This is a genomic window from Microcoleus sp. MON1_C5 (genome assembly GCF_036701875.1).
Classification (GTDB): Bacteria; Cyanobacteriota; Cyanobacteriia; order Cyanobacteriales; family Microcoleaceae; genus Microcoleus.
The window spans coordinates 49919-68543 of record NZ_JAUBRN010000017.1 but is presented as its reverse complement, the minus strand read 5'-3'; the positions used below and the strand labels follow the sequence as shown (position 1 = coordinate 68543).

Here is an 18625-nt window from a genome sequence, read left to right as displayed (position 1 = left end):
AGAATCTTCGTACCGTCGCCTTGGTGCAACGCATGGGAAGGGGTGCAAGACTGGTCCAGAAAAAAGTGAATTATAGATATTGAACTATTATGTAGTGTGCTATATAATAGTAGTTGACTGGATTTTTAAATGGATAACAACTCGAACATCAACCAACGGCGACAGGTGGGGAGGCAGCTTTCGTTTGCCCTCTATAGTGCGTCGAACCGCGTCATTCGGCTTCATCGGCCCTTTCTTGAGCCTTTGGGCCTGACCTATCCTCAGTTTCTGGTCATGCTCGCTCTCTACGAGGGCACCCCGCGCACTGTTGGGGAAGTAGGGCAAGAACTCGGTATGGATAACGGAACCTTGACGCCCCTCTTAAAGCGCCTTGAGAGCGCGGGGTTGGTGACGCGCAACCGCGACCAACAGGACGAACGCCGCGTTCTTATCGATCTGACAGAAGCGGGCGAGGCACTCCGCCAGGCAGCGTGCTCGATCCCTGAAAAGATTGAGACGGCCTGCCGTCTCTCCGATGAAGACCTTGCTGAGCTTCGCGACACCTTGAACGGGCTAGGTCATCCCCGTTCGGCCAACGCCCCCGACTCGATTACCGAATGACCACCTTTTTCGGATTCACCATGTCAAATACAACACCTGTACCAAGCAGCCCGATCGAATTAGCAAACGAGCCGTCGCAAACCTTGTCTTTTAAAGAGACTGTGCGTGAGCGTCATTCTGTCCGGAGTTTCCTGCCAACCCCTGTCCCCGACGCTGTGCTCCGCTCGGTTCTGGAAGACGCACAACGCACGCCCTCCAACTGCAACACCCAGCCCTGGCAGGTTCACATCGTCTCCGGCGCGACACGCGACGCGCTCAGCAAGGCTCTCCTTGGGGACGACGAGGCTGGTCGGATGACACCGGACTTCAGCTTCTCCACCGCCGATTTTTGCGGTGTCTACAGCGAGCGCTCCAAGTCACAGGGGGCAGCCTACTATCAGGCGATTGGTGTTTCGCGTGAGGCAACCGAAGATCGCCGAACCGCCTCGCGATACAATCTGGAGTTTTTTGGTGCGCCGCACGCCGCGTTGCTCTTCATGCCTTCCTTTGGCGACGATGTACGAGTGGCTGGCGACATCGGAATGTACGCTCAGACGTTCTTGCTCTCGCTGACGGCGCACGGACTGGGCGGCATACCGCAGACGATGCTCGGCTTTTACGCCGACACGATCCGCGAGCTGTTGGGCATCGATCCGTCCCTGAAGATGCTGTTCGGTATCTCATTCGGCTATCCCGACAAGACGGCCACCGCCAATCGCTACCGGATCGACAAGGCCCCTATCGAAGAAAGCGTGACTTTCCACAATTAACAGACATTCACTAACAGACATTCACATTCAAAACGGAAGATTTACACGGAGGATTTACCATGAATAACACAAAGAATTTGAAGATCGGCATTTTGGGCGCCGGTAACATTGGAAAGACCTTGGCCCGCAAACTGGCTCAGGCCGGACATGACGTGAAGGTGGCCAACTCGCGCGGCCCCGAAACCATTGCGACCGATGCGCTGGAGTTTGGTGCCCGCGCCGTTGAAGCAGCAGAAGCAGTGCGGGACGTTGAAGTTGTCATTCTCTCTCTCCCTCCCACGAGCTTCTCGAAAGTTGCGCCATTGCTCGCGGGCTTGCCAGAGGAAGCCGTTGTCATCGACACGTCGAACTACCACCCCGCGCGCGACAACAGAATCGAGGCCCTCGACGCGGGGCAGGTCGAGAGCCTGTGGGTAGTCGAACAACTGGGTCGCCCCATTGTGAAAGCGTGGAATACCATCGAGTCGACCCCATTCGCAACAAAGGGCACGACCAAGGGAAGCCGCGATCGTATTGCTTTGCCTGTTGCGGCAGATCGGGACAGAGATCGCGAAGTGGGGATCGCGCTGGTTGAAGATACGGGTGTTGACGCCTTCGATGCGGGCACACTCGAAAACTCATGGCGGCAGCAGCCGGGATCGCCCGTGTATTGCACCGACCTCACCTTGGCAGAGCTACCCGACGCGCTGGCCTCCGCCGAAAGAGAACGCTTACCCAAGCGGCGCGATCTGGCATGGGCGATATTGCAGGAGCGATTTGAAGACGTCACCACCATTAATCCCGATGCGGGATATTTCCTTCGTCTCAGCCGGCTCTTGAATATGTAAAGGCATCCTTTGCTGTTGAGCTACTTATTATCAGAAGAGGGCGCGAAAAATTTCCCGCTCTCTTATCGATCTGACAGAAGCGGGCGAGGCACTCCGCGAGGCAGCGTGCTCGATCCCTGAAAAGATCGAGACGGCCTGCCGTCTCTCCGATGAAGACCTTGCCGAGCTTCGCGACACCTTGAACGGGCTAGGTCATCCCCGTTCGGCCAAGGCTCTCGACCAGGAACCACCTTCCAACTGACACCATCTTTTGAGGTTTCACGATGTCAAACGCAACACACCTTTCAAACGGTCTCATTGAATTAGAAAATGAACCATCACAAACGCTCTCTTTTGAAGAGACAGTTCGAGCGCGCCGCTCATTCCGCTCATTTTTACCAACACCCGTCCCTAACGCTCAAATAAAGCAAGTCTTGGAAGATGCACAATATTCTCCATCGAATTGCAACACGCAGCCGTGGAACACACACATCGTTTCGGGCGAAAAGATCAAAGAATTGGGCCGCATTCTAACCGAGCAAAACGAAGCGGAGAATTTCACGCCGGATTTTAGCTTCGATATGGAGTGCTTTTATGGCGCCTATAGTGAACGCCGAATTGAACACGGCAAAACCTTTTATGAGGCGATGGGTGTGGCGCGGGGCGACAAGATCGCGCGTCATAAAGCCGCTGCAAAAAATTACACCTTCTACGGTGCACCTCATGTCGCTCTGCTCTTCATGCCTTCCTTTGGAGATAATGTGCGCGTTGGCGGTGACATTGGAATGTATGGCCAGACGTTTTTGTTGTCTCTGACGGCGCGCGGTTTAGGAGGTATTCCGCAGACCGCCATTGGCTTTTTTGCACAGACGATCCGCGAATATTTGGGTATCTCCGATGAACTCAAGCTGATGTTTGCCATTGCGTTTGGCTATCCAGACTTCACAGCACCAGTCAACAGTGTTCGGATGGGGCGCGTTCCCGTCTCAGAGAGCGTGACCTTTCACCATTAAAAAATGTTCGGATGAGGATGATTGGTCATTTAACAGACGTAACCCACAGACCAGAAGTAAAAGCCGCGCTTGTGCCCTACAATCCGGCACTTGGCTGACTAAAGCAACCCCACTTAAAAGGATTACGCGCATCATTTATCGATAGCGCCACAGGAGGAAAAGTGAACATGAACATCGGAATCTTAGGCACTGGCCATATCGGGAAGACTTTGGCACGCAAACTCAGTGCGGCCGGACACGACGTGAAGGTCGCCAATTCGCGCGGTCCCGAGACAATCGACGTCGATATCCTCAAGAACGGTGCCCGTGCGGTCACCTCCGCGGAGGCGGTCACACGGGTTGATGTGGTGATCGTGTCCACGCCCCTTGGCGCCATCCCCCGGATCGCACCACTGTTCGCAGACGTGCCCGCCGAAACGGTGGTCATCGACACGTCCAACTATTATCCCAAGCGTGACGGCGAAATTGCGGCGATCGAAGGCGGGCAGGCCGAGAGCGAGTGGGTCGCCAGGCAGATCGGTCGCCCAATTGCCAAGGCGTGGAACGCGATCGCATCCGCATCCTTCGCCGACAAGGGCGCGCCTGCAGGGGCAGCGGGTCGCATCGCAATCCCGGTCGCCGCCGATGGCGACCGGGAGCGCGACGTGGCGATGACGCTGGTCGACGAAACCGGTCTCGACGCGGTCTATTCAGGCACGCTTGCCGAGTCCTGGCGCCAGCAGCCCGGATCGCCCTGTTACTGCACAGACCTCAGCCGCGAGGAGATGCCTGCCGCGCTCGCCTCGGCGGAACGTGAGCGCTTGCCCAGGCGCCGCGAGCTTGCGATCGAGGCGATCATGGAGCGGGTGGGTGATAGCACTACCAACCCTGACTCTGACTATGCCGTGCGCCTGACCCGCGCGCTGTTCATGTGAAGGCGGTCATGGGCTGGAGAACAACTTCCCCGCCCGTCACGCCGATCGTCCCGACCGACCACAACAGTGAGACGTGACATGGCTCGTCACATTATCATCGCATCATGCGTTGAGCCGCGCCACGCCTCTTCCCGTTCGACATCCACACAAACAACCGGAGAGCAATCATGGCGACCGACAACAGCCCACTCATCTTCCTTATGGGCGTCACCGGCCAGACCGGCCGCTTCATTTTGGAGGATTTCGACCGAAACCCGAGCGACGCACGCATCCGTATCGGGGTGCGCAAGCAGGAGGATCTGGAGCGGTTGCGCAATGAAGGTCGCGACGCGGTGCTGTTCGACCTCGACGATCCGCGCACATTCGGGCCCGCGCTCTGCGGTGTCGATCGGCTCAATATCCTGACCGGCTACACGATCGCCATGACGCACCAGACCAAGACGCTGGTCGACGCCGCCAAGAAGGCGGGGGTGAAGCACATCGTCAATCAGGGCGTCTTTGCCAACGACGACTGCACCGACTCGAAATTCTCCTGGTTCGCGCTGGTCGAGTGCTACATCGAGGCCAGTGGCATACCCTGGACGCATCTGCACCCCAACATGTTCATGGATGGAATGTTGAACGTGTCGCCGCCGACGGGCGGTTCGTTCCCGGTGTTCTGGGGAGAGCAGCGGGTCGGCTACATCGCCGTTACAGATATTGCGGCGGTCACGGCCAAGGTCTTGCGCGACGGACCCGAGAACCACGCCTCGAAGAACTATTATCTCAGCACCGAGACGATGACGGGGCCCGAACTCGCCATCATGTTGAGCGAGGTCATGGGCCGCACGATCACCTGCGACGTGCGCCATCCAGCGGACATGGAAGCCTTGTTCAAGGCGGGCGGGTTGAAGGTCGAGGACTGGTACGCCAAGAGCTCGATAGAATTCTGCACACAACTGGCCGACGGGCGGCTGGGCTATTTCGGCACGGTGCGCGACGACATCCCATATCTGCTGGGTCGGCCCGGAACCAGTTTCCGTGCTTGGGCGACAGCACACCGGGCCGAACTGCTCGATCTGGTCGATCGGCGCGCCGACGAAACTCCCACGGAATAACCCTCTTTTATCACTAGCGCGGGAGTATAATTCACTCGGCGTAAGACCGGCCCAAATGATGTACAGCAGTGGAATGAGACTCTTACCCAGTAAAAGGAAATCGTTTTATGAAGATAGGCATTCTTGGCACTGGCCATATCGGGAAGACTTTGGCACGCAAACTCAGTGCGGCCGGACATGACGTGAAGGTGGCCAACTCTCGCGGCCCTGAGACGATCGAGGCCGATGTGCTGGCTTTGGGCGCACGCGCGGTCTCGACGGCCCAAGCGGTGGAGGACGTTGACGCGGTGATCCTCTCGATCCCTCTCAACCGCATTCCCACAATCGCGCCGCTAATCGCCAACCTACCAGCCGAGACAGTCGTCATCGACACGTCTAATTACTATCCCCACCGCGACGACAAGATCGATGCTATCGAGGCCGGGCAGGTTGAGAGCCTTTGGGTAGCCGAACAGCTAGGCCGGCCGATCGCCAAGGCGTGGAACGCGATCGGGTCTGGCTCCTTCGCCACCAAGGGCAAGCCTGCTGGAAGCCCTGACCGTATAGCCCTCCCTGTGGCTGCTGACCGCGAGAACGATCGCTCCGTGGCGATGGCGCTCGTCGAAGACACCGGGCTTGATGCTTTCGACGCCGGCACGATCGCCGATTCGTGGCGTCAGCAACCCGGCACGCCCTGCTATTGCACGGATCTCACGCGCGAACAGATGGCGGCAGCGCTGGCATCTGCCGACGCATCACGATCGCCAAAGCGCCGCGACTTAGCAGTTGCAGTGCTGCAAGAGCGGCTTGGTGACGCTACGACAAATCCGGATGCCGATTTGGGGGTTCGCGTGAACCGTGTGATTTGTATGTAAAAGCCACAAATTGCGGTGAGGCCAAAAGGGAAAGTGAAGGGCATATATGCCATTTCCCTTTTCATTGTGCGACCTGACCACACCACAGTGTTACCGACCTAGAATGCTTGACTGAAAAAGGAAACGTGATGACGAAGCTTTCGGTATTAGACCTTGTGCGTGTCGTCGAGGGCGGAGATGCCCGCTCCGCCCTCGACGACACGCGAGACCTTGCGGCCCACCTGGAGCGGTGGAATTACGGGCGCATCTGGATCTCGGAGCACCACAACGCCTCCGGGATCGCGAGCGCCGCGACCGCGCTCGTGCTTGCACACATCGGCGCGGCGACGAGCACGATCCGCCTCGCCGCGGGCGGCATTATGCTTCCCAATCACGCTCCCTACGTGATCGCGGAGCAGTTCGGGACGCTCGCCCAACTCTTTCCAGGCCGCGTCGATCTAGGGCTCGGCCGCGCGCCCGGCACCGACCAAATGGCAGTCCGTGCGCTGAGACGGCCGCCCCAAGCCTCCGACTCGTTTCCCCAGGACGTGATTGAGCTTCAGGCGTACTTTGAACCTTCGTCGCCCGGACAACGGCTCGTGGCGGCTCCCGCCGATGGGACGGAAGTCCCTTTGATCATCCTGGGTTCGAGCCTGTTCGGCGCGGCGCTGGCAGGAGATCTCGGCCTGCCCTACGCCTTCGCCTCGCACTTCGCTCCCGACCTTCTCCTGGACGCGCTGAGGATCTACCGCGAGCGGTTCAAGCCTTCCAAGCAGATGGCTCGCCCTTACGCGATGGTCGGCGTGAACGTTGTGGCCGCTGACACCGACTATGAGGCGCGCCGCCTCGCGACCTCGCAGCAGAAGTCGTTCGCCGACCTTTTGCAACACGGCACGTCCGGTCCCCTGGAGCCGCCAATCAACAACATCGACGACTACTGGTCGCCCCGAGCAAAGGCGCAGGCGGGGCGCCTGCTCGCACGCTCGGTGGTCGGTGGGCTGACCATCGTCAAGGAGGGACTCGAAGCACTGCTACAGGAGACCTCCGCGGACGAGCTTATCCTCGTGTCCGATGTCTACGAACGTGCAGCCCGGCTTCGGTCGTTCGAGATCGTGGCATCGGTCATGGGTTTGACGACACCTTAGAGCTAGAAATTAGTCGCTCCTCAGTAACGATGGCGCTCGTCGAAGACACCGGGCTTGATGCTTTCGACGCCGGCACGATCGCCGATTCGTGGCGTCAGCAACCCGGCACGCCCTGCTATTGCACCGATCTCACGCGCGAACAGATGGCGGCAGCGCTGGCATCTGCCGACGCATCACGATCGCCAAAGCGCCGGGACTTAGCAGTTGCAGTGATACAAGAGCGGCTTGGTGACGCCACGACAAATCCGGATGCCGATTTCGGGGTTCGTCTGAGCCGTGCGATTTTTATGTAACGTGAGTTCGGGATAAGAAAGGGACAAGCAAGTAAGCTAAAAGTCATCACACCAAAGCTTTACACGCTTGTCCCATGATTAGTTTAGAAGAATAATTTTGCAGGATTGTACAATAACTTGCAAGTATCGTTATATCGTGTCCTATGCTGAAGTCCTTATAATCAAACTTAAACAGTGAGATACAAAAATTTTTAGCCTGAGCAATGAAAGAAATACACGATATTAAGGCTGCTTTAGAGCAAGTAAAAGACACCACGAAAAAGCTAGCCTTGGCAACTTTAGTTAAAGTGGAAGGTTCAACTTATCGCCGTCCTGGTGCGCGAATGTTGATGAGTGCAGATGGCTTGATAGTAGGTGCAATTAGCGGTGGCTGTTTGGAAAGTGATGTATTTGAGAAAGCACAGCAGGTAATGAACACTGGTAGTCCTTGTGTGGTTAAGTATGACTCCACCTCCGAGGAAGATTTAATTTGGGGATTGGGGCTTGGCTGTCAAGGCATTGCTTATGTTTTGATTGAATCGTTGCCAGTAAACGAGCCGAACCAAATTAGTTTTGTGCACAAATGCCTTGATACTCGGTTTGAGAGTGCTATTGCAACTGTATTTAATATAGAGGGTGAAAGCAAATCTCAAATAGGCGATCGCTTGCTACTAAATTCAGATATCATCAACCACATCAGCGATGAGGAATTAGCAGCAGCGGTTTTAAGGGATACACAAGCAGCGCTTCAACAGAAAACCTCGGTAGGGAAACAATATCAGTTAATAGGCGGGAAAGTTGAAGTTTTTATTCAAGTCATTGGGCCGCCGCTGTCGCTGGTAATTTTGGGTGCTGGGTATGACGTTCTTCCCGTTGTTCGCTTTGGCAAACAGTTAGGATGGCATATTACTGTAGTCGATAACCGCCAACGGGAAGCAAGCCGAAAGCGTTTTCAAGAAGCCGATCGAGTTGAATTTTGTTCTCCTCAGGATGTATTAAAAAAAATCGATATAGATGAGCGTACTGTTGCTGTAGTTATGACTCATAATTATTTAGACGACCTGGAATTGCTGAGAGTGTTATTGCCTTCTGGCTTAAAATACTTAGGTGTACTTGGCCCTAAGAAAAGAACAGCCCGATTATTGCAAGAACTACAAGAAGAAGGAGTTATCCCCACTCCACAACAGCAACAAAATTTATATAGTCCGGTGGGACTCGACATTGGGGCAGATAATTCCGAAGAGATTGCTTTGGCGATTATCGCCGAAATTCAAGCAGTAACAGCAAAGCATCAAGGTGGTTTTTTAAGAAATCGCACTGTACCAATTCATGATTCAATCAATAGTCAATTATCAAAAAATTAATGGCTAATACGAGTCGGTTCTTAATAATCAAAAATTCAAAATTTGGGTATGGTATTTAAAATTGGTCTAATTATTCTCGCTGCTGGAGCTGCAACCCGCATGGGAAGACCAAAACAATTGCTTTCTTATCAAGGACGCAGCCTGATACTCCATGCGGTTGAAGTTGCCTTGGCTTCTATGAGCCAACCTATCATAGTAGTCCTGGGAGCTTATGTAGAACAAATTAAACCGGAACTAATGACAAAGGCTGTGCAAGTTGTAGAGAACTCCCAATGGCAAGAGGGAATGTCTTCTTCTATTCGCGCTGGTATGAGTATGCTACTGAAAACTAACTCTAAACTTGATGCAGTTATCATCTCACTTGCAGATCAGCCGCTAGTTTCTCCCCAGATTCTCAATCAATTGATTCAGTCTTATCAAGAAACGCAAAAAGTAATTATTGCCTCAAAGTATAACGAAACTACAGGCGTACCTGCCCTGTTTAGCAATGCCTTATTTCCAGAACTGATGCAGCTTGAAGGAGATAAAGGTGCAAAAGCGTTAATACAAAAATATATAGATACAGGATTGATTCTGCTAATACCAGAAGCTGCCATTGATATTGATACCCCGGACGATTACAAGCAGCTGCTATTAAATTTTAAAGAGGGAAGAGATTATGAAAACTAACGATCGCCACATTTACCAACAAGTAATTTTGACACACGCCCGAAAACCGCAAAACAAAGGAAAAACTAACCCAGTACACCGTCAACACCGAGGAGAAAATCCCTATTGCGGTGATGTGGTTGATTTAACGCTGGTACTAGATGAAGCAGAAAGTAAAATTGCAGACATTAAATTTGAAGGTGCAGGTTGTGCTTTGTGCCTTGCTTCTGCTGACTTAATGGCGATCGCTATCAAAGGTAAAACTATTTCACAGGTGCTTTTAATGGTAGAACAGTTCCGCGATATGGTAGCGGGAAATACTCAGTTTGAGCCTCCGTTGGAGAAACTCAATATCATGCAAGGTGTTTCCCGATATCCGATGCGCGTTAAGTGTGCAACTTTGGCTTGGCATACCCTCAAAGCGGCGCTGAGTTCGGTTGAAACTAGGAATGAACAGGTATAGTCACATCCAGCAGAGGCACATCCAATAAACTCACGTCAATCGCTTTTACCTTGGCACCCCTTTGTGGTGAGGGATCGCCCGCCTCAACCATGAGTAAACCGACAAGTGTGGGGTCGAGATCGAGGCGAAGGCTAAGGTACGGTTGCGCTTTGAACCCTTCAAGAATTTGGCTGACAATCGGCCGTTCGATCGTAGCAAGCAGATAATGCATCGGGTCGTACTGATAGCGATCGTTGCCCAGAAGGACTTTTTTGCTGCCCTCAGCAATGACACAAAAGGCAGGAATAGAGACACTATGAATGGATTCTGACCGTGAGGAGGTGCGATTGAAGTGCAATCCCTTCAGCGGCTCAATTGTCCCATCATGACGTATCGCCTGTGCAATCCGCTGGGTCAGTTCGTCTCTGTGGGCTTGTGCTCTGTCTGCCTCGCGAAGAGCCTGCTGGTCGTTCATTAACGACCTAGCGGACTTTTAACTCGTTTTGGCAGCGTTCATGTCTAAGTTTGCAGGATTGTACAACAATCTTAGACGATCGTTCTATTGCTTGCCCTTGAGGATTCTTAGAATGAAGCTAAAGCAATGAAAAACGATTCCGGCGAATTGCAAACGTCTGGATTTTTATACAAGAGAAAACTCAGTTTTGATTGGGCAAGAAACCTGCTGAGTGACAACCAAAATGCCATCAAAGCTAACCTTGCTTCTTAAAAAATTCATCCCTATTGATAAGGAAAAAATAATGACGATGAAAAAGAATGAAAACTACACAGGAAAAGTTGCGTTTGTGACCGGAGCAGCGAACGGCATCGGTCGAGCTACAGCGCTGGCGTTTGCCCGTGAGGGCGCTAACGTGGTGGTCGCTGACATCTCAGAACAGGGCAATCAAGAAACAGCTCACACGATCGAGGAACTCGGCAGGCGGGCGATCGCCGTCAGGTGCGACGTGACGCGAGCCGAGGACGTGAAGGCAGCGCTGGATAAGACGATTGAGACCTTCGGGCGACTGGACTTTGCCTTCAACAACGCCGGCGTGGAACAGAAGATAGCGGCGACAGCCGACCTTACAGAGGAGGAGTGGGACCGCATCGTCAACATCAACCTGCGCGGCGTGTTCCTGTGCCTGAAGCACGAAATCCCGCTGATGCTCAAGCAAGGCAGCGGCGCGATCGTGAATACCTCTTCAGGTGCTGGAGTCAAAGGCTTCAAAGGTCAAGCTGCTTACGTGGCTGCAAAGCACGGCGTGGTCGGACTGACCAAGGGGGCGGCACTCGACTACGCCGCGCAGAACATTCGTATCAACGCTGTGTGTCCCGGAATCATCGACACCCCGATGATGGATCGCTTCAGCGGCGGCACTTCCGAAGGACGAGAACAAGTGATCTCGCAGGAGCCAATTGGCAGGATGGGCCAGCCCGAAGAGATCGCCAATGCCGTCGTCTGGCTGTGTTCGGATGCGTCCTCCTTCGCGATCGGGCACGCGCTGGTCATTGATGGCGGTCAAACGGTGTAGTGATGTTCGTCGCCAACCCGATCGAACCCTAAACGCACGACAACAAAGCATTGTCGCCATCGTCACCTTCACCGCCAGCGGCGATGACTCATATCGCTACTCAGGAGGTACTCGACGGCGAGCCCGTGGACTGGATGGAAAAGGTCAGCGACGAACAATACGAAGGTTGACCTTAATGCTTTCTGTCAATGTCTCTGAGCCACAGATTTATGAAGTTGGAGATGTGATTGGACTCCTGGCCCTGCTGTAGGGATCTTTATATCGTCCTAATGGTTCAGTCAATTAGCAACGGCATCATCGTAATTGAGAGGATATGACTATGAACAAAGCTTGGTTCATCACAGGCGCTGGTAGCGGTATCGGTACCGGAATTGCTAAGGCGGCATTACAAGCAGGTGACCGTGTCGTCGCGACCGGAAGAAACCTCGACAAAGTGCGCCATGCCTTGCGCGATGTTGCAAGCGAGAAGCTTGCGTTTGTCCAGTTGGACGTTGCCGACGAGGTACAGGCGAAAACGGCCGTCGGTGAGGCGGTGAAACAGTTCGGTCGCATCGACATTTTGGTTAACAACGCGGGCTACAGCCTGCTGGGTAATTTTGAAGAGATGACCACCGCCGACATCGAAAGCCAAATGTCTACAAACTTCTACGGCGTGGTGTACGTCATGCGAGCCGTGCTGCCGATCATGCGTCAGCAGCGGTCGGGCCACATCATCAATATCAGCTCGATGGCGGGCGTAATCGGATTCGAGCACTGCGCCGCCTACGCCGCATCAAAGTTCGCGGTCGAAGGTCTTTCGCTGTCGGTCGCGGCCGAGGTCGAGCGCTTCGGCATCAAGATCACGCTCGTCGAACCGGGCTTCTTCCGTACGGAACTGCTGGACGCGCAGAACGCCAAATGGACCAGTCAGACTATTGAAGACTACGCGGCCAAGGGCAGTGTTCAAGAGACGTGGTCAACCTACAACGGCACACAACAGGGCGACCCGGCGAAGTTGGGTGATGCTCTGGTCAAGATTGCTGGAATGGAGAACCCGCCGAAGCAGTTTCACGCGGGCAGCGATGCCGTCACGATGATTAAGCCGGCCCTGGAGGCCCGTCTGCAAGAGATCAAAGACCACGAGGCGCTTTCCACGTCTACGGATGGAAACTTCTAGCACACGTACTATTTAGGAGCATTAATTCATGTACAACACAAAAGCTTATTCCGCTGCTAGTGCAACATCACCATTGGCATCCGACACGATCGCACGGCGCGATCCAACCGAACATGACCTTCAGATCGAAATTCTCTTCTGCGGCATCTGTCACTCCGATGTCCATTCGGTGCGTAATGAGTGGAGCGACTTCATGTCTACTACCTACCCGATCGTCCCCGGTCATGAGATCGTCGGACGGGTCACTCAAGTTGGTTCAGCAGTGACGAAGTACAAGCCCGGCGACCTCGCGGGGATCGGCTGTATGGTCGATTCGGATGGTACCTGTCCCCATTGCAAAGCTGGCTTTGAGCAGTTTTGCCAAAATGTGATCTTCACCTACAACTCCCCAGACAAGCACAAGACTGCTCCAGTCACCTATGGTGGCTACTCCGATAGCGTCGTCGTCGATGAACGCTTCGTTCTGCGCGTTCCAGATAACCTCGATCTCGCCGGGGTTGCGCCGCTCCTCTGCGCCGGGATCACCACCTACTCGCCCCTGCGCCACTGGGGCGTCACTAAGGGCAAGAAGGTCGGCGTAGTCGGTCTTGGCGGGCTGGGTCACATGGGCGTGAAGTTCGCCCGTGCGTTCGGTGCCCACGTCGTCGTCTTCACCACCTCGCCCGACAAGACGGAAGACGCGCTCCGCCTCGGTGCTGACGAAGTGGTCGTTTCCCGTAATGCTGACGAAATGCAGCAGCACGCTGGCAGCTTCGATTTCATTCTCGATACCGTCTCCGCCAAACACGACATCAACGCCTATCTCAACCTGCTCCACCGCGACGGCAACATCACCCTTGTCGGCGCACCTGAGAAGCCTCTGGAGGTCGCGGCATTCAGCCTGATCATGGGCCGCCGCAGTCTCTCCGGCTCTAACATCGGCGGCATCGCGGAAACCCAGGAGATGCTCGACTTTTGCGGCGAACATAACATCACTGCCGATGTCGAAGTCATCCCCATCCAGAAGGTCAACGAAGCCTACGAGCGAGTGCTCAAGTCCGATGTGAAATATCGCTTTGTAATTGATATGGCATCTCTGAAATCTGAATAACTGAGGCCGCCCCTAGAAGGCAGGGCTGTTTCATTCTCTTGTAGGGGCAAACCCCCCGTGGTTGCCCCGATCGCTGAAATGCCCAATTTATCGTGTCTGGGCCTGGGCGCGCACTCTTAGCATTGCCCCTACAAAATCCTGGTTTTTCTGAGAATGACACCGCCCTGTCCCAAAGCCGGGAAGTTCCGCCTAAAGAACAAAGCAAAAAATACCGCAGACGGAGTACCTTTGGCGTTGGCGCAAGATGGAGAGCAGTGGGTGAATTATGTGGATAAATATTCTGAATCTGTACAATAGTTAATGAATTTAACTCGTAATAAACATCGCTTTTATCAACAGGGTATACAGGCTGCAACCCTGATTGTGTCTTTTTTGTAGACCTCTTTCTCACGCTTCCAGGCCTCTGATCACACAGAAAAATGAGAGGAAACGTGATATTTTAGTAGTTAAAAAGGGATTTCATCATCATCTTCCTCTTCCATAGTCTTAGCCGTCATCCGCCAACTCGTAATATACTCAATTTGCACATCAATTTTGTTAATCGCTTCCCCTAACCGCTTTTGGATGTATTGAGTCAGCGTCACCATAAAATCTAACTCAACTCCCACAGATAGCGCAAGTTTTGCCAATTTAGCAAAATCTACCTTCAAAATCGAGGAACTGGATAACTTAAAATGGGGAGTATTTTCCTGATTTTGCACCAACATTGCTTTTTTAATGCGCTCTTTCAGGTGCTCAACTTCAGAATCCCGCAACTTCCATTCGGGCAAAATTTCTTTGTACCTTTCCCCCAAGGCTGTTAAATCCTCACTCTCCGGTTCCGGCGCAATTTTCTTAGTAGATTTTCGCCGCTGCTGTACATTAGAATTCAACCGCGAACTAGCAATATCCTCCACTTCCAAAGATGGATGATCGATGAGTTTGCCTAACTGTTTTTGAATTTCTTTCGTCAGCGTCACCGGAAAATTTAACTCAATTCCCTCAGTTTGCGTCAGTCTTGCCAGGGTGAGAAAATCTACTTTCATAGCTATCGAACGGGAAAGCTCAAAATAAGAACTATCTTTGAGCTTTTGCGCCATCATCCCCGCTTTAAATCGTTCTTTGACTTCAGCAATTTCTGAGTCTAGCGGCTTCCACTGAGATTCTATTTCCTGATATTTTTCGCCCAATGCTGTCAAATTTTCCGTTGCGGGTTCGGGGTAACATTGGGCAAGGATTTCTAGCAGGCGGCGATGCACTCCAGCTAAATAAACCGCGTCCATCTTGGCATATTCTAGCTGCTTCTGGGTCAGGGGACGCTGGCCCCAATCGCCGCTTTGTTCTGTTTTATCAACATAAGCAATGTCGCAAAGTGTTTCTATTAAAGTTTTGAGTTGTCGGTTGGGTAATGGCAGGATGTAATAAGGAATCTGTCTCGCCATTTTCAATGTGCAAGTGACATTTTGAGCATCGTCATTGCCTAGAAATCTGATGTCATAGCTGGCGTTGTGCAAAACTTTTTCAATATCTGGATTGACCATGATTTGGTTGATAAAATCTTTTGCCAATTCAGGTTTATCCAAGACATCTAGTAGAAAAGTGCCATCTCCACTCGAATCTGTGGAGTCAGCTAACACCTGAATCAGAGATAATCTGGGGTTGGATTTATAGTCTGCTATTTCTGTGTCAACCCACAGGACTTTAGCTTGGGCAAATTTAGCGATGAGTGCTTTGATGTCGTTTTCTGCTGTTAAATAAGGCATTTTTACAGACTTTTGCTATTAACTTTTTGATTCTCTTATGCTATAGCAATTATTGGATCGATTGTCAACGATCGCATTAAGGACACGGCAATGCCGTGTCCCTAGAGGTATTTTTTCATAATTAGTATTAAATGTTGACCAGTCTTGGAAGCAGAAACCGGGAATAGACGATCGCATTTTTACCATTCAGCAGTAAGGTACGCAGCGCGTACCTTACAAACTATTAACCTATGACTATTCTGCCACTTCCTCAGATTCCGATTCTTCGGCCGATTCTTCACCCGCAGGCGGCACTAAAGCCACAGCTACGATCGAATCATCCTCATCCAACCGCTGCACCCGCACGCCCGTTGCAGTTCGCGATTGTGTGGAAATTGCACTCACAGCCTGACGGATAATAATACCTCGGTTGGTAATGATCATCAACTCGTCATCTTCATTGACAATTCGCAGCGCAGCTACCTGATCCTTACCCTTTTTCGACTTAAATTTAGTAGCCGTCAATCCCTTGCCCGCCCGTCTTTGTAGGCGGAATTGAGAAACTGGAACCCGCTTACCATAGCCGTTGGTGGTGATTACCAACACGGAAGGAACTTCGCTGCTAACTGTCGAAATTTCTTCAGCATCTTCGCCTTCAATTTCCTCGGCTTGCAATTCTAATTCTTCATCTTCCAATTCCGAATCTTCCGTTTCCAATTCAGCAATTTCTGCCCCTTCAAATTCCGAGTCGCCCGTTTCTAATTGAGCAATATTAGCTCCCTCGAATTCCGAATCTTCAGTTTCCAATTCAGCAATCTCGGCAACAATTGAACTGGGCAATATGTCCATGCTGATCAACTCATCGCCCGATCGCAATTTCATCGATTTTACACCCCGCGTCGCGCGGCCGACAGGGCGCAACTGTTCGTGATTGGTGCGGAAATGAATTGCCATCCCTTGGCGCGTGCCGATGATGATGCTGTCGCCCACTTTTGCTCTCCGCACCCAGCGCAGTTGGTCGCCTTCTTCTAGAGAAATCGCGATTAATCCATTAGTACGGATGTTGCCAAAAGCGGAAAGTGCGGTTTTCTTGATGTAGCCGCCGCGAGTCAACATTACCAAGTATTCTTCGCTGGTGAATTCTGTCACTGACACCATAGAAGTGATTTTTTCTTCTATAGGAATCGGCAGCAGTTGCACCACAGGAGTGCCGCGGGCCGTCCGCGAACAGACGGGGATTTGATAAGCTTTGACAGAGTAAACTACGCCCCTGTCGCTGAAGAACAAAACGCTATCGTGATCGCAGCAGGAAAGGAAATGTTCTACTCCGTCGTCTTCTTTCATTTTCGCGCCTGCTTTGCCGCGAGTAGCCCGACTTTGGGCCTCGAAAGTGCTGACAGGCATCCGCTTGATGTAGCCTTGCTCTGTAATCAGAATAATTGCTTGTTCGTTGGCAATTAAATCTCTTTCATCGATTTCTCCTTCGGCGTGTTCGATGACGCTGCGTCTAGGAGTGGCGATTTTGGTTTGGATTTCGACTGCTTCAAATTCGGCGATTTCTAAGATGCGTTCCCGGCGCGCTAAGATATCTTCCAAATCGGAGATTTTAGCTCGCAGTTCTTCGTGTTCTTGCTGAATTTTTTGCGCTTCTAATGCTGTCAAACGCCTGAGCTGCATTTGCAGAATTGCATCGGATTGCTGTTCGGAAAGACCGTAATTATCCATCAATTCTTGTTTCGCTGCGGCGGAGTCGGCAGCGGCGCGAATTAGGTGAATAATTGCATCTAAGTTGTCTAGGGCAATTAATAAGCCTTGCAGAAGGTGGTCGCGTTCTTCTGCTTTCCGGAGTTCGTATTGAGTCCGGCGAGTAATTGTCTCAATACGGAAATCTAGGAAGACATTGAGGAATTGGGAGAGCGTAAGTAGTTGGGGTTCCCCGTTTACTAGCGCTAACATATTGGCTCCAAAGTTGGCTTGGAGTGGTGTTTGTTTATAGAGGTTGTTAAGAACGACGCGGGGATAGGCGTCGCGCTTAAGTTCGATCACGATCCGCATTCCGTCTCTATCGCTTTCGTCGCGAATGTCGGAAATTCCATCTAATCTTTTGTCGTTGACAAGTTCGGCAATTTTCTCAATTAGCGCTGCCTTGTTTGTTTGGTAAGGCAATTCGGTGATAATAATTGCTTCTTTGTCGGGGCGGCCCGGATGTTCAATGGTTTCAATGCCGGCGACTCCGCGCATTGTAATCGAACCGCGACCGGTGGTGTAAGCATCGCGAATGCCGGATCTCCCCAGAATTTGCCCTCCGGTGGGAAAGTCCGGGCCGGGGATGTACTGCATCAATTCCAGGTCGGTAATTGCTGGATTGTGAATTAGTGCTACTAAACCGTCAATTATTTCGCCTAAATTGTGCGGCGGAATGTTGGTTGCCATCCCCACAGCAATCCCGGAGGAACCGTTGAGCAAAATTTGGGGAATGCGTGCCGGGAGTACGAGGGGTTCTTGCTGGGAACCGTCGAAGTTGTCGCCGAAATCAACTGTTTCCGAGTCGATGTCGCGCAGCATGGAGTCGCTCGTCAAAGCTGTGAGGCGACATTCGGTGTACCGCATGGCAGCGGGCGGGTCGTTGTCAACGGAGCCGAAGTTGCCGTGGCCGTTGATCAGGCGTTCCCGCATGGAGAAATCCTGAGCCATCCGCACCAGGGCGTCGTAAACCGCTGTATCTCCGTGCGGGTGATACTTGCCCAGCACCTCCCCCACGACGCGGGCGCATTTGCGGAAAGGTCTATCGGGAGTCAAGCCCAATTCGTTCATGGCGTAGAGAATGCGTCGGTGAACGGGCTTGAGACCGTCCCTGGCATCTGGTAGCGCCCGACCGACAATTACGCTCATGGCGTATTCCAAGTACGATCGGGACATCTCATTACCCAGATCCGTCGGGATTATCCGCGACTCAGAGGTGCTCATAGGTTGAAAAACTCCGTTAAAAATTTAAATTTGACCGCTATAAATCTCAAAAATGCGATAAAATCGGTTTGGATTCAGTAGAGCTGCCAAATATTGCAAATTACTCCTGAAATTATATCACAATTTGCCTTTGAGTTTATGGAAAAGTTGCCAGAAAAATTAAGGGACGAAACAAGGACAATTGATGATTTGTCAGTTGGTGATTTTGTCAGCGGTTCGCAAAAGCTAGAAAGGTTTTTTTAGGCGGTCGGGTTTCATGCTTTGGTGAGTTTTTTTGAG

The 18625-nt window shown here is 52.3% G+C and carries 18 protein-coding genes; 15 read left to right on the top strand and 3 right to left on the bottom strand.

Going from position 1 to position 18625, the window contains the following annotated elements; genetic code table 11:
* The first annotated feature begins 129 nt into the window (after positions 1-129).
* From QUA71_RS11175 to sufU, 12 genes are all read left to right on the top strand, one after another.
* Positions 130-600 (top strand): MarR family transcriptional regulator, encoded by a 471-nt coding sequence (locus QUA71_RS11175; RefSeq protein ID WP_333284877.1) that lies wholly within the window; start codon positions 130-132, stop codon positions 598-600.
* On the top strand, positions 597-1349 hold the full coding sequence (locus tag QUA71_RS11170; RefSeq protein WP_333284875.1) for a nitroreductase: 753 nt from the start codon (positions 597-599) through the stop codon (positions 1347-1349). The genes QUA71_RS11175 and QUA71_RS11170 overlap by 4 nt, the downstream gene beginning before the upstream one ends.
* 59 nt (positions 1350-1408) lie before the next feature.
* Positions 1409-2176: an NAD(P)-binding domain-containing protein gene (locus tag QUA71_RS11165; RefSeq protein ID WP_333284873.1), complete on the top strand. Its 768-nt coding sequence runs from the start codon at positions 1409-1411 to the stop codon at positions 2174-2176.
* 263 nt (positions 2177-2439) lie between these two features.
* On the top strand, positions 2440-3168 hold the full coding sequence (locus QUA71_RS11160; RefSeq protein ID WP_190663286.1) for a nitroreductase: 729 nt from the start codon (positions 2440-2442) through the stop codon (positions 3166-3168).
* 167 nt (positions 3169-3335) lie between these two features.
* Complete coding sequence (locus QUA71_RS11155) at positions 3336-4082, top strand: NAD(P)-binding domain-containing protein (protein WP_333284872.1); 747 nt, start codon at positions 3336-3338, stop codon at positions 4080-4082.
* 167 nt (positions 4083-4249) lie between these two features.
* Positions 4250-5179, top strand: a complete 930-nt coding sequence (locus QUA71_RS11150) for an NmrA family NAD(P)-binding protein (protein ID WP_333284870.1) — start codon at positions 4250-4252, stop codon at positions 5177-5179.
* Between the two features lie 107 nt (positions 5180-5286).
* On the top strand, positions 5287-6033 hold the full coding sequence (locus QUA71_RS11145; RefSeq protein WP_333284868.1) for an NAD(P)-binding domain-containing protein: 747 nt from the start codon (positions 5287-5289) through the stop codon (positions 6031-6033).
* Positions 6034-6140: 107 nt separating this feature from the next.
* Positions 6141-7157, top strand: coding sequence for an LLM class flavin-dependent oxidoreductase (locus tag QUA71_RS11140; RefSeq protein ID WP_333284866.1), 1017 nt, complete (start codon positions 6141-6143; stop codon positions 7155-7157).
* 29 nt (positions 7158-7186) lie between these two features.
* Entirely contained in the window at positions 7187-7450 is a 264-nt protein-coding gene (locus QUA71_RS11135) for a hypothetical protein (RefSeq protein WP_333284864.1), read from the top strand.
* Positions 7451-7653: 203 nt separating this feature from the next.
* Positions 7654-8793, top strand: a complete 1140-nt coding sequence (locus QUA71_RS11130; RefSeq protein WP_333284862.1) for an XdhC family protein — start codon at positions 7654-7656, stop codon at positions 8791-8793.
* A 48-nt stretch (positions 8794-8841) separates the two neighbouring features.
* Positions 8842-9462 carry a nucleotidyltransferase family protein gene (locus QUA71_RS11125; protein WP_333284860.1) on the top strand — a complete coding sequence of 207 codons (621 nt, stop codon included), beginning with the start codon at positions 8842-8844 and terminating at the stop codon, positions 9460-9462.
* Positions 9452-9904: a Fe-S cluster assembly sulfur transfer protein SufU gene (sufU, locus tag QUA71_RS11120; protein WP_333284857.1), complete on the top strand. Its 453-nt coding sequence runs from the start codon at positions 9452-9454 to the stop codon at positions 9902-9904. The genes QUA71_RS11125 and sufU overlap by 11 nt, the downstream gene beginning before the upstream one ends.
* Here sufU and QUA71_RS11115 read toward each other — a convergent pair.
* A complete protein-coding gene (locus QUA71_RS11115; RefSeq protein ID WP_333284855.1) occupies positions 9885-10358 on the bottom strand; it encodes an AraC family transcriptional regulator in 474 nt (157 codons plus the stop codon). The two genes, sufU and QUA71_RS11115, sit on opposite strands and share 20 nt — an antisense overlap.
* 223 nt (positions 10359-10581) lie before the next feature.
* On the opposite strand from QUA71_RS11115, the gene QUA71_RS11110 reads away from it, so the two are divergent.
* The 3 genes from QUA71_RS11110 (at position 10582) to QUA71_RS11100 (ending at position 13658) form a co-directional block, all read left to right on the top strand.
* Positions 10582-11412: an SDR family oxidoreductase gene (locus QUA71_RS11110; protein WP_333284853.1), complete on the top strand. Its 831-nt coding sequence runs from the start codon at positions 10582-10584 to the stop codon at positions 11410-11412.
* 319 nt (positions 11413-11731) lie between these two features.
* Complete coding sequence (locus QUA71_RS11105; protein WP_333284851.1) at positions 11732-12568, top strand: SDR family NAD(P)-dependent oxidoreductase; 837 nt, start codon at positions 11732-11734, stop codon at positions 12566-12568.
* 28 nt (positions 12569-12596) lie between these two features.
* A complete protein-coding gene (locus QUA71_RS11100) occupies positions 12597-13658 on the top strand; it encodes an NAD(P)-dependent alcohol dehydrogenase (protein ID WP_333284849.1) in 1062 nt (353 codons plus the stop codon).
* 446 nt (positions 13659-14104) lie between these two features.
* Here the strand turns inward: QUA71_RS11100 and QUA71_RS11095 are convergent, their stop codons facing one another.
* Together QUA71_RS11095 and gyrA are read right to left on the bottom strand one after the other, a co-directional pair.
* Entirely contained in the window at positions 14105-15400 is a 1296-nt protein-coding gene (locus QUA71_RS11095; RefSeq protein WP_333284847.1) for a ribonuclease D, read from the bottom strand.
* Between the two features lie 234 nt (positions 15401-15634).
* Complete coding sequence (gene gyrA / locus QUA71_RS11090) at positions 15635-18346, bottom strand: DNA gyrase subunit A (protein WP_333284845.1); 2712 nt, start codon at positions 18344-18346, stop codon at positions 15635-15637.
* Between the last annotated feature and the right edge of the window lie 279 nt (positions 18347-18625).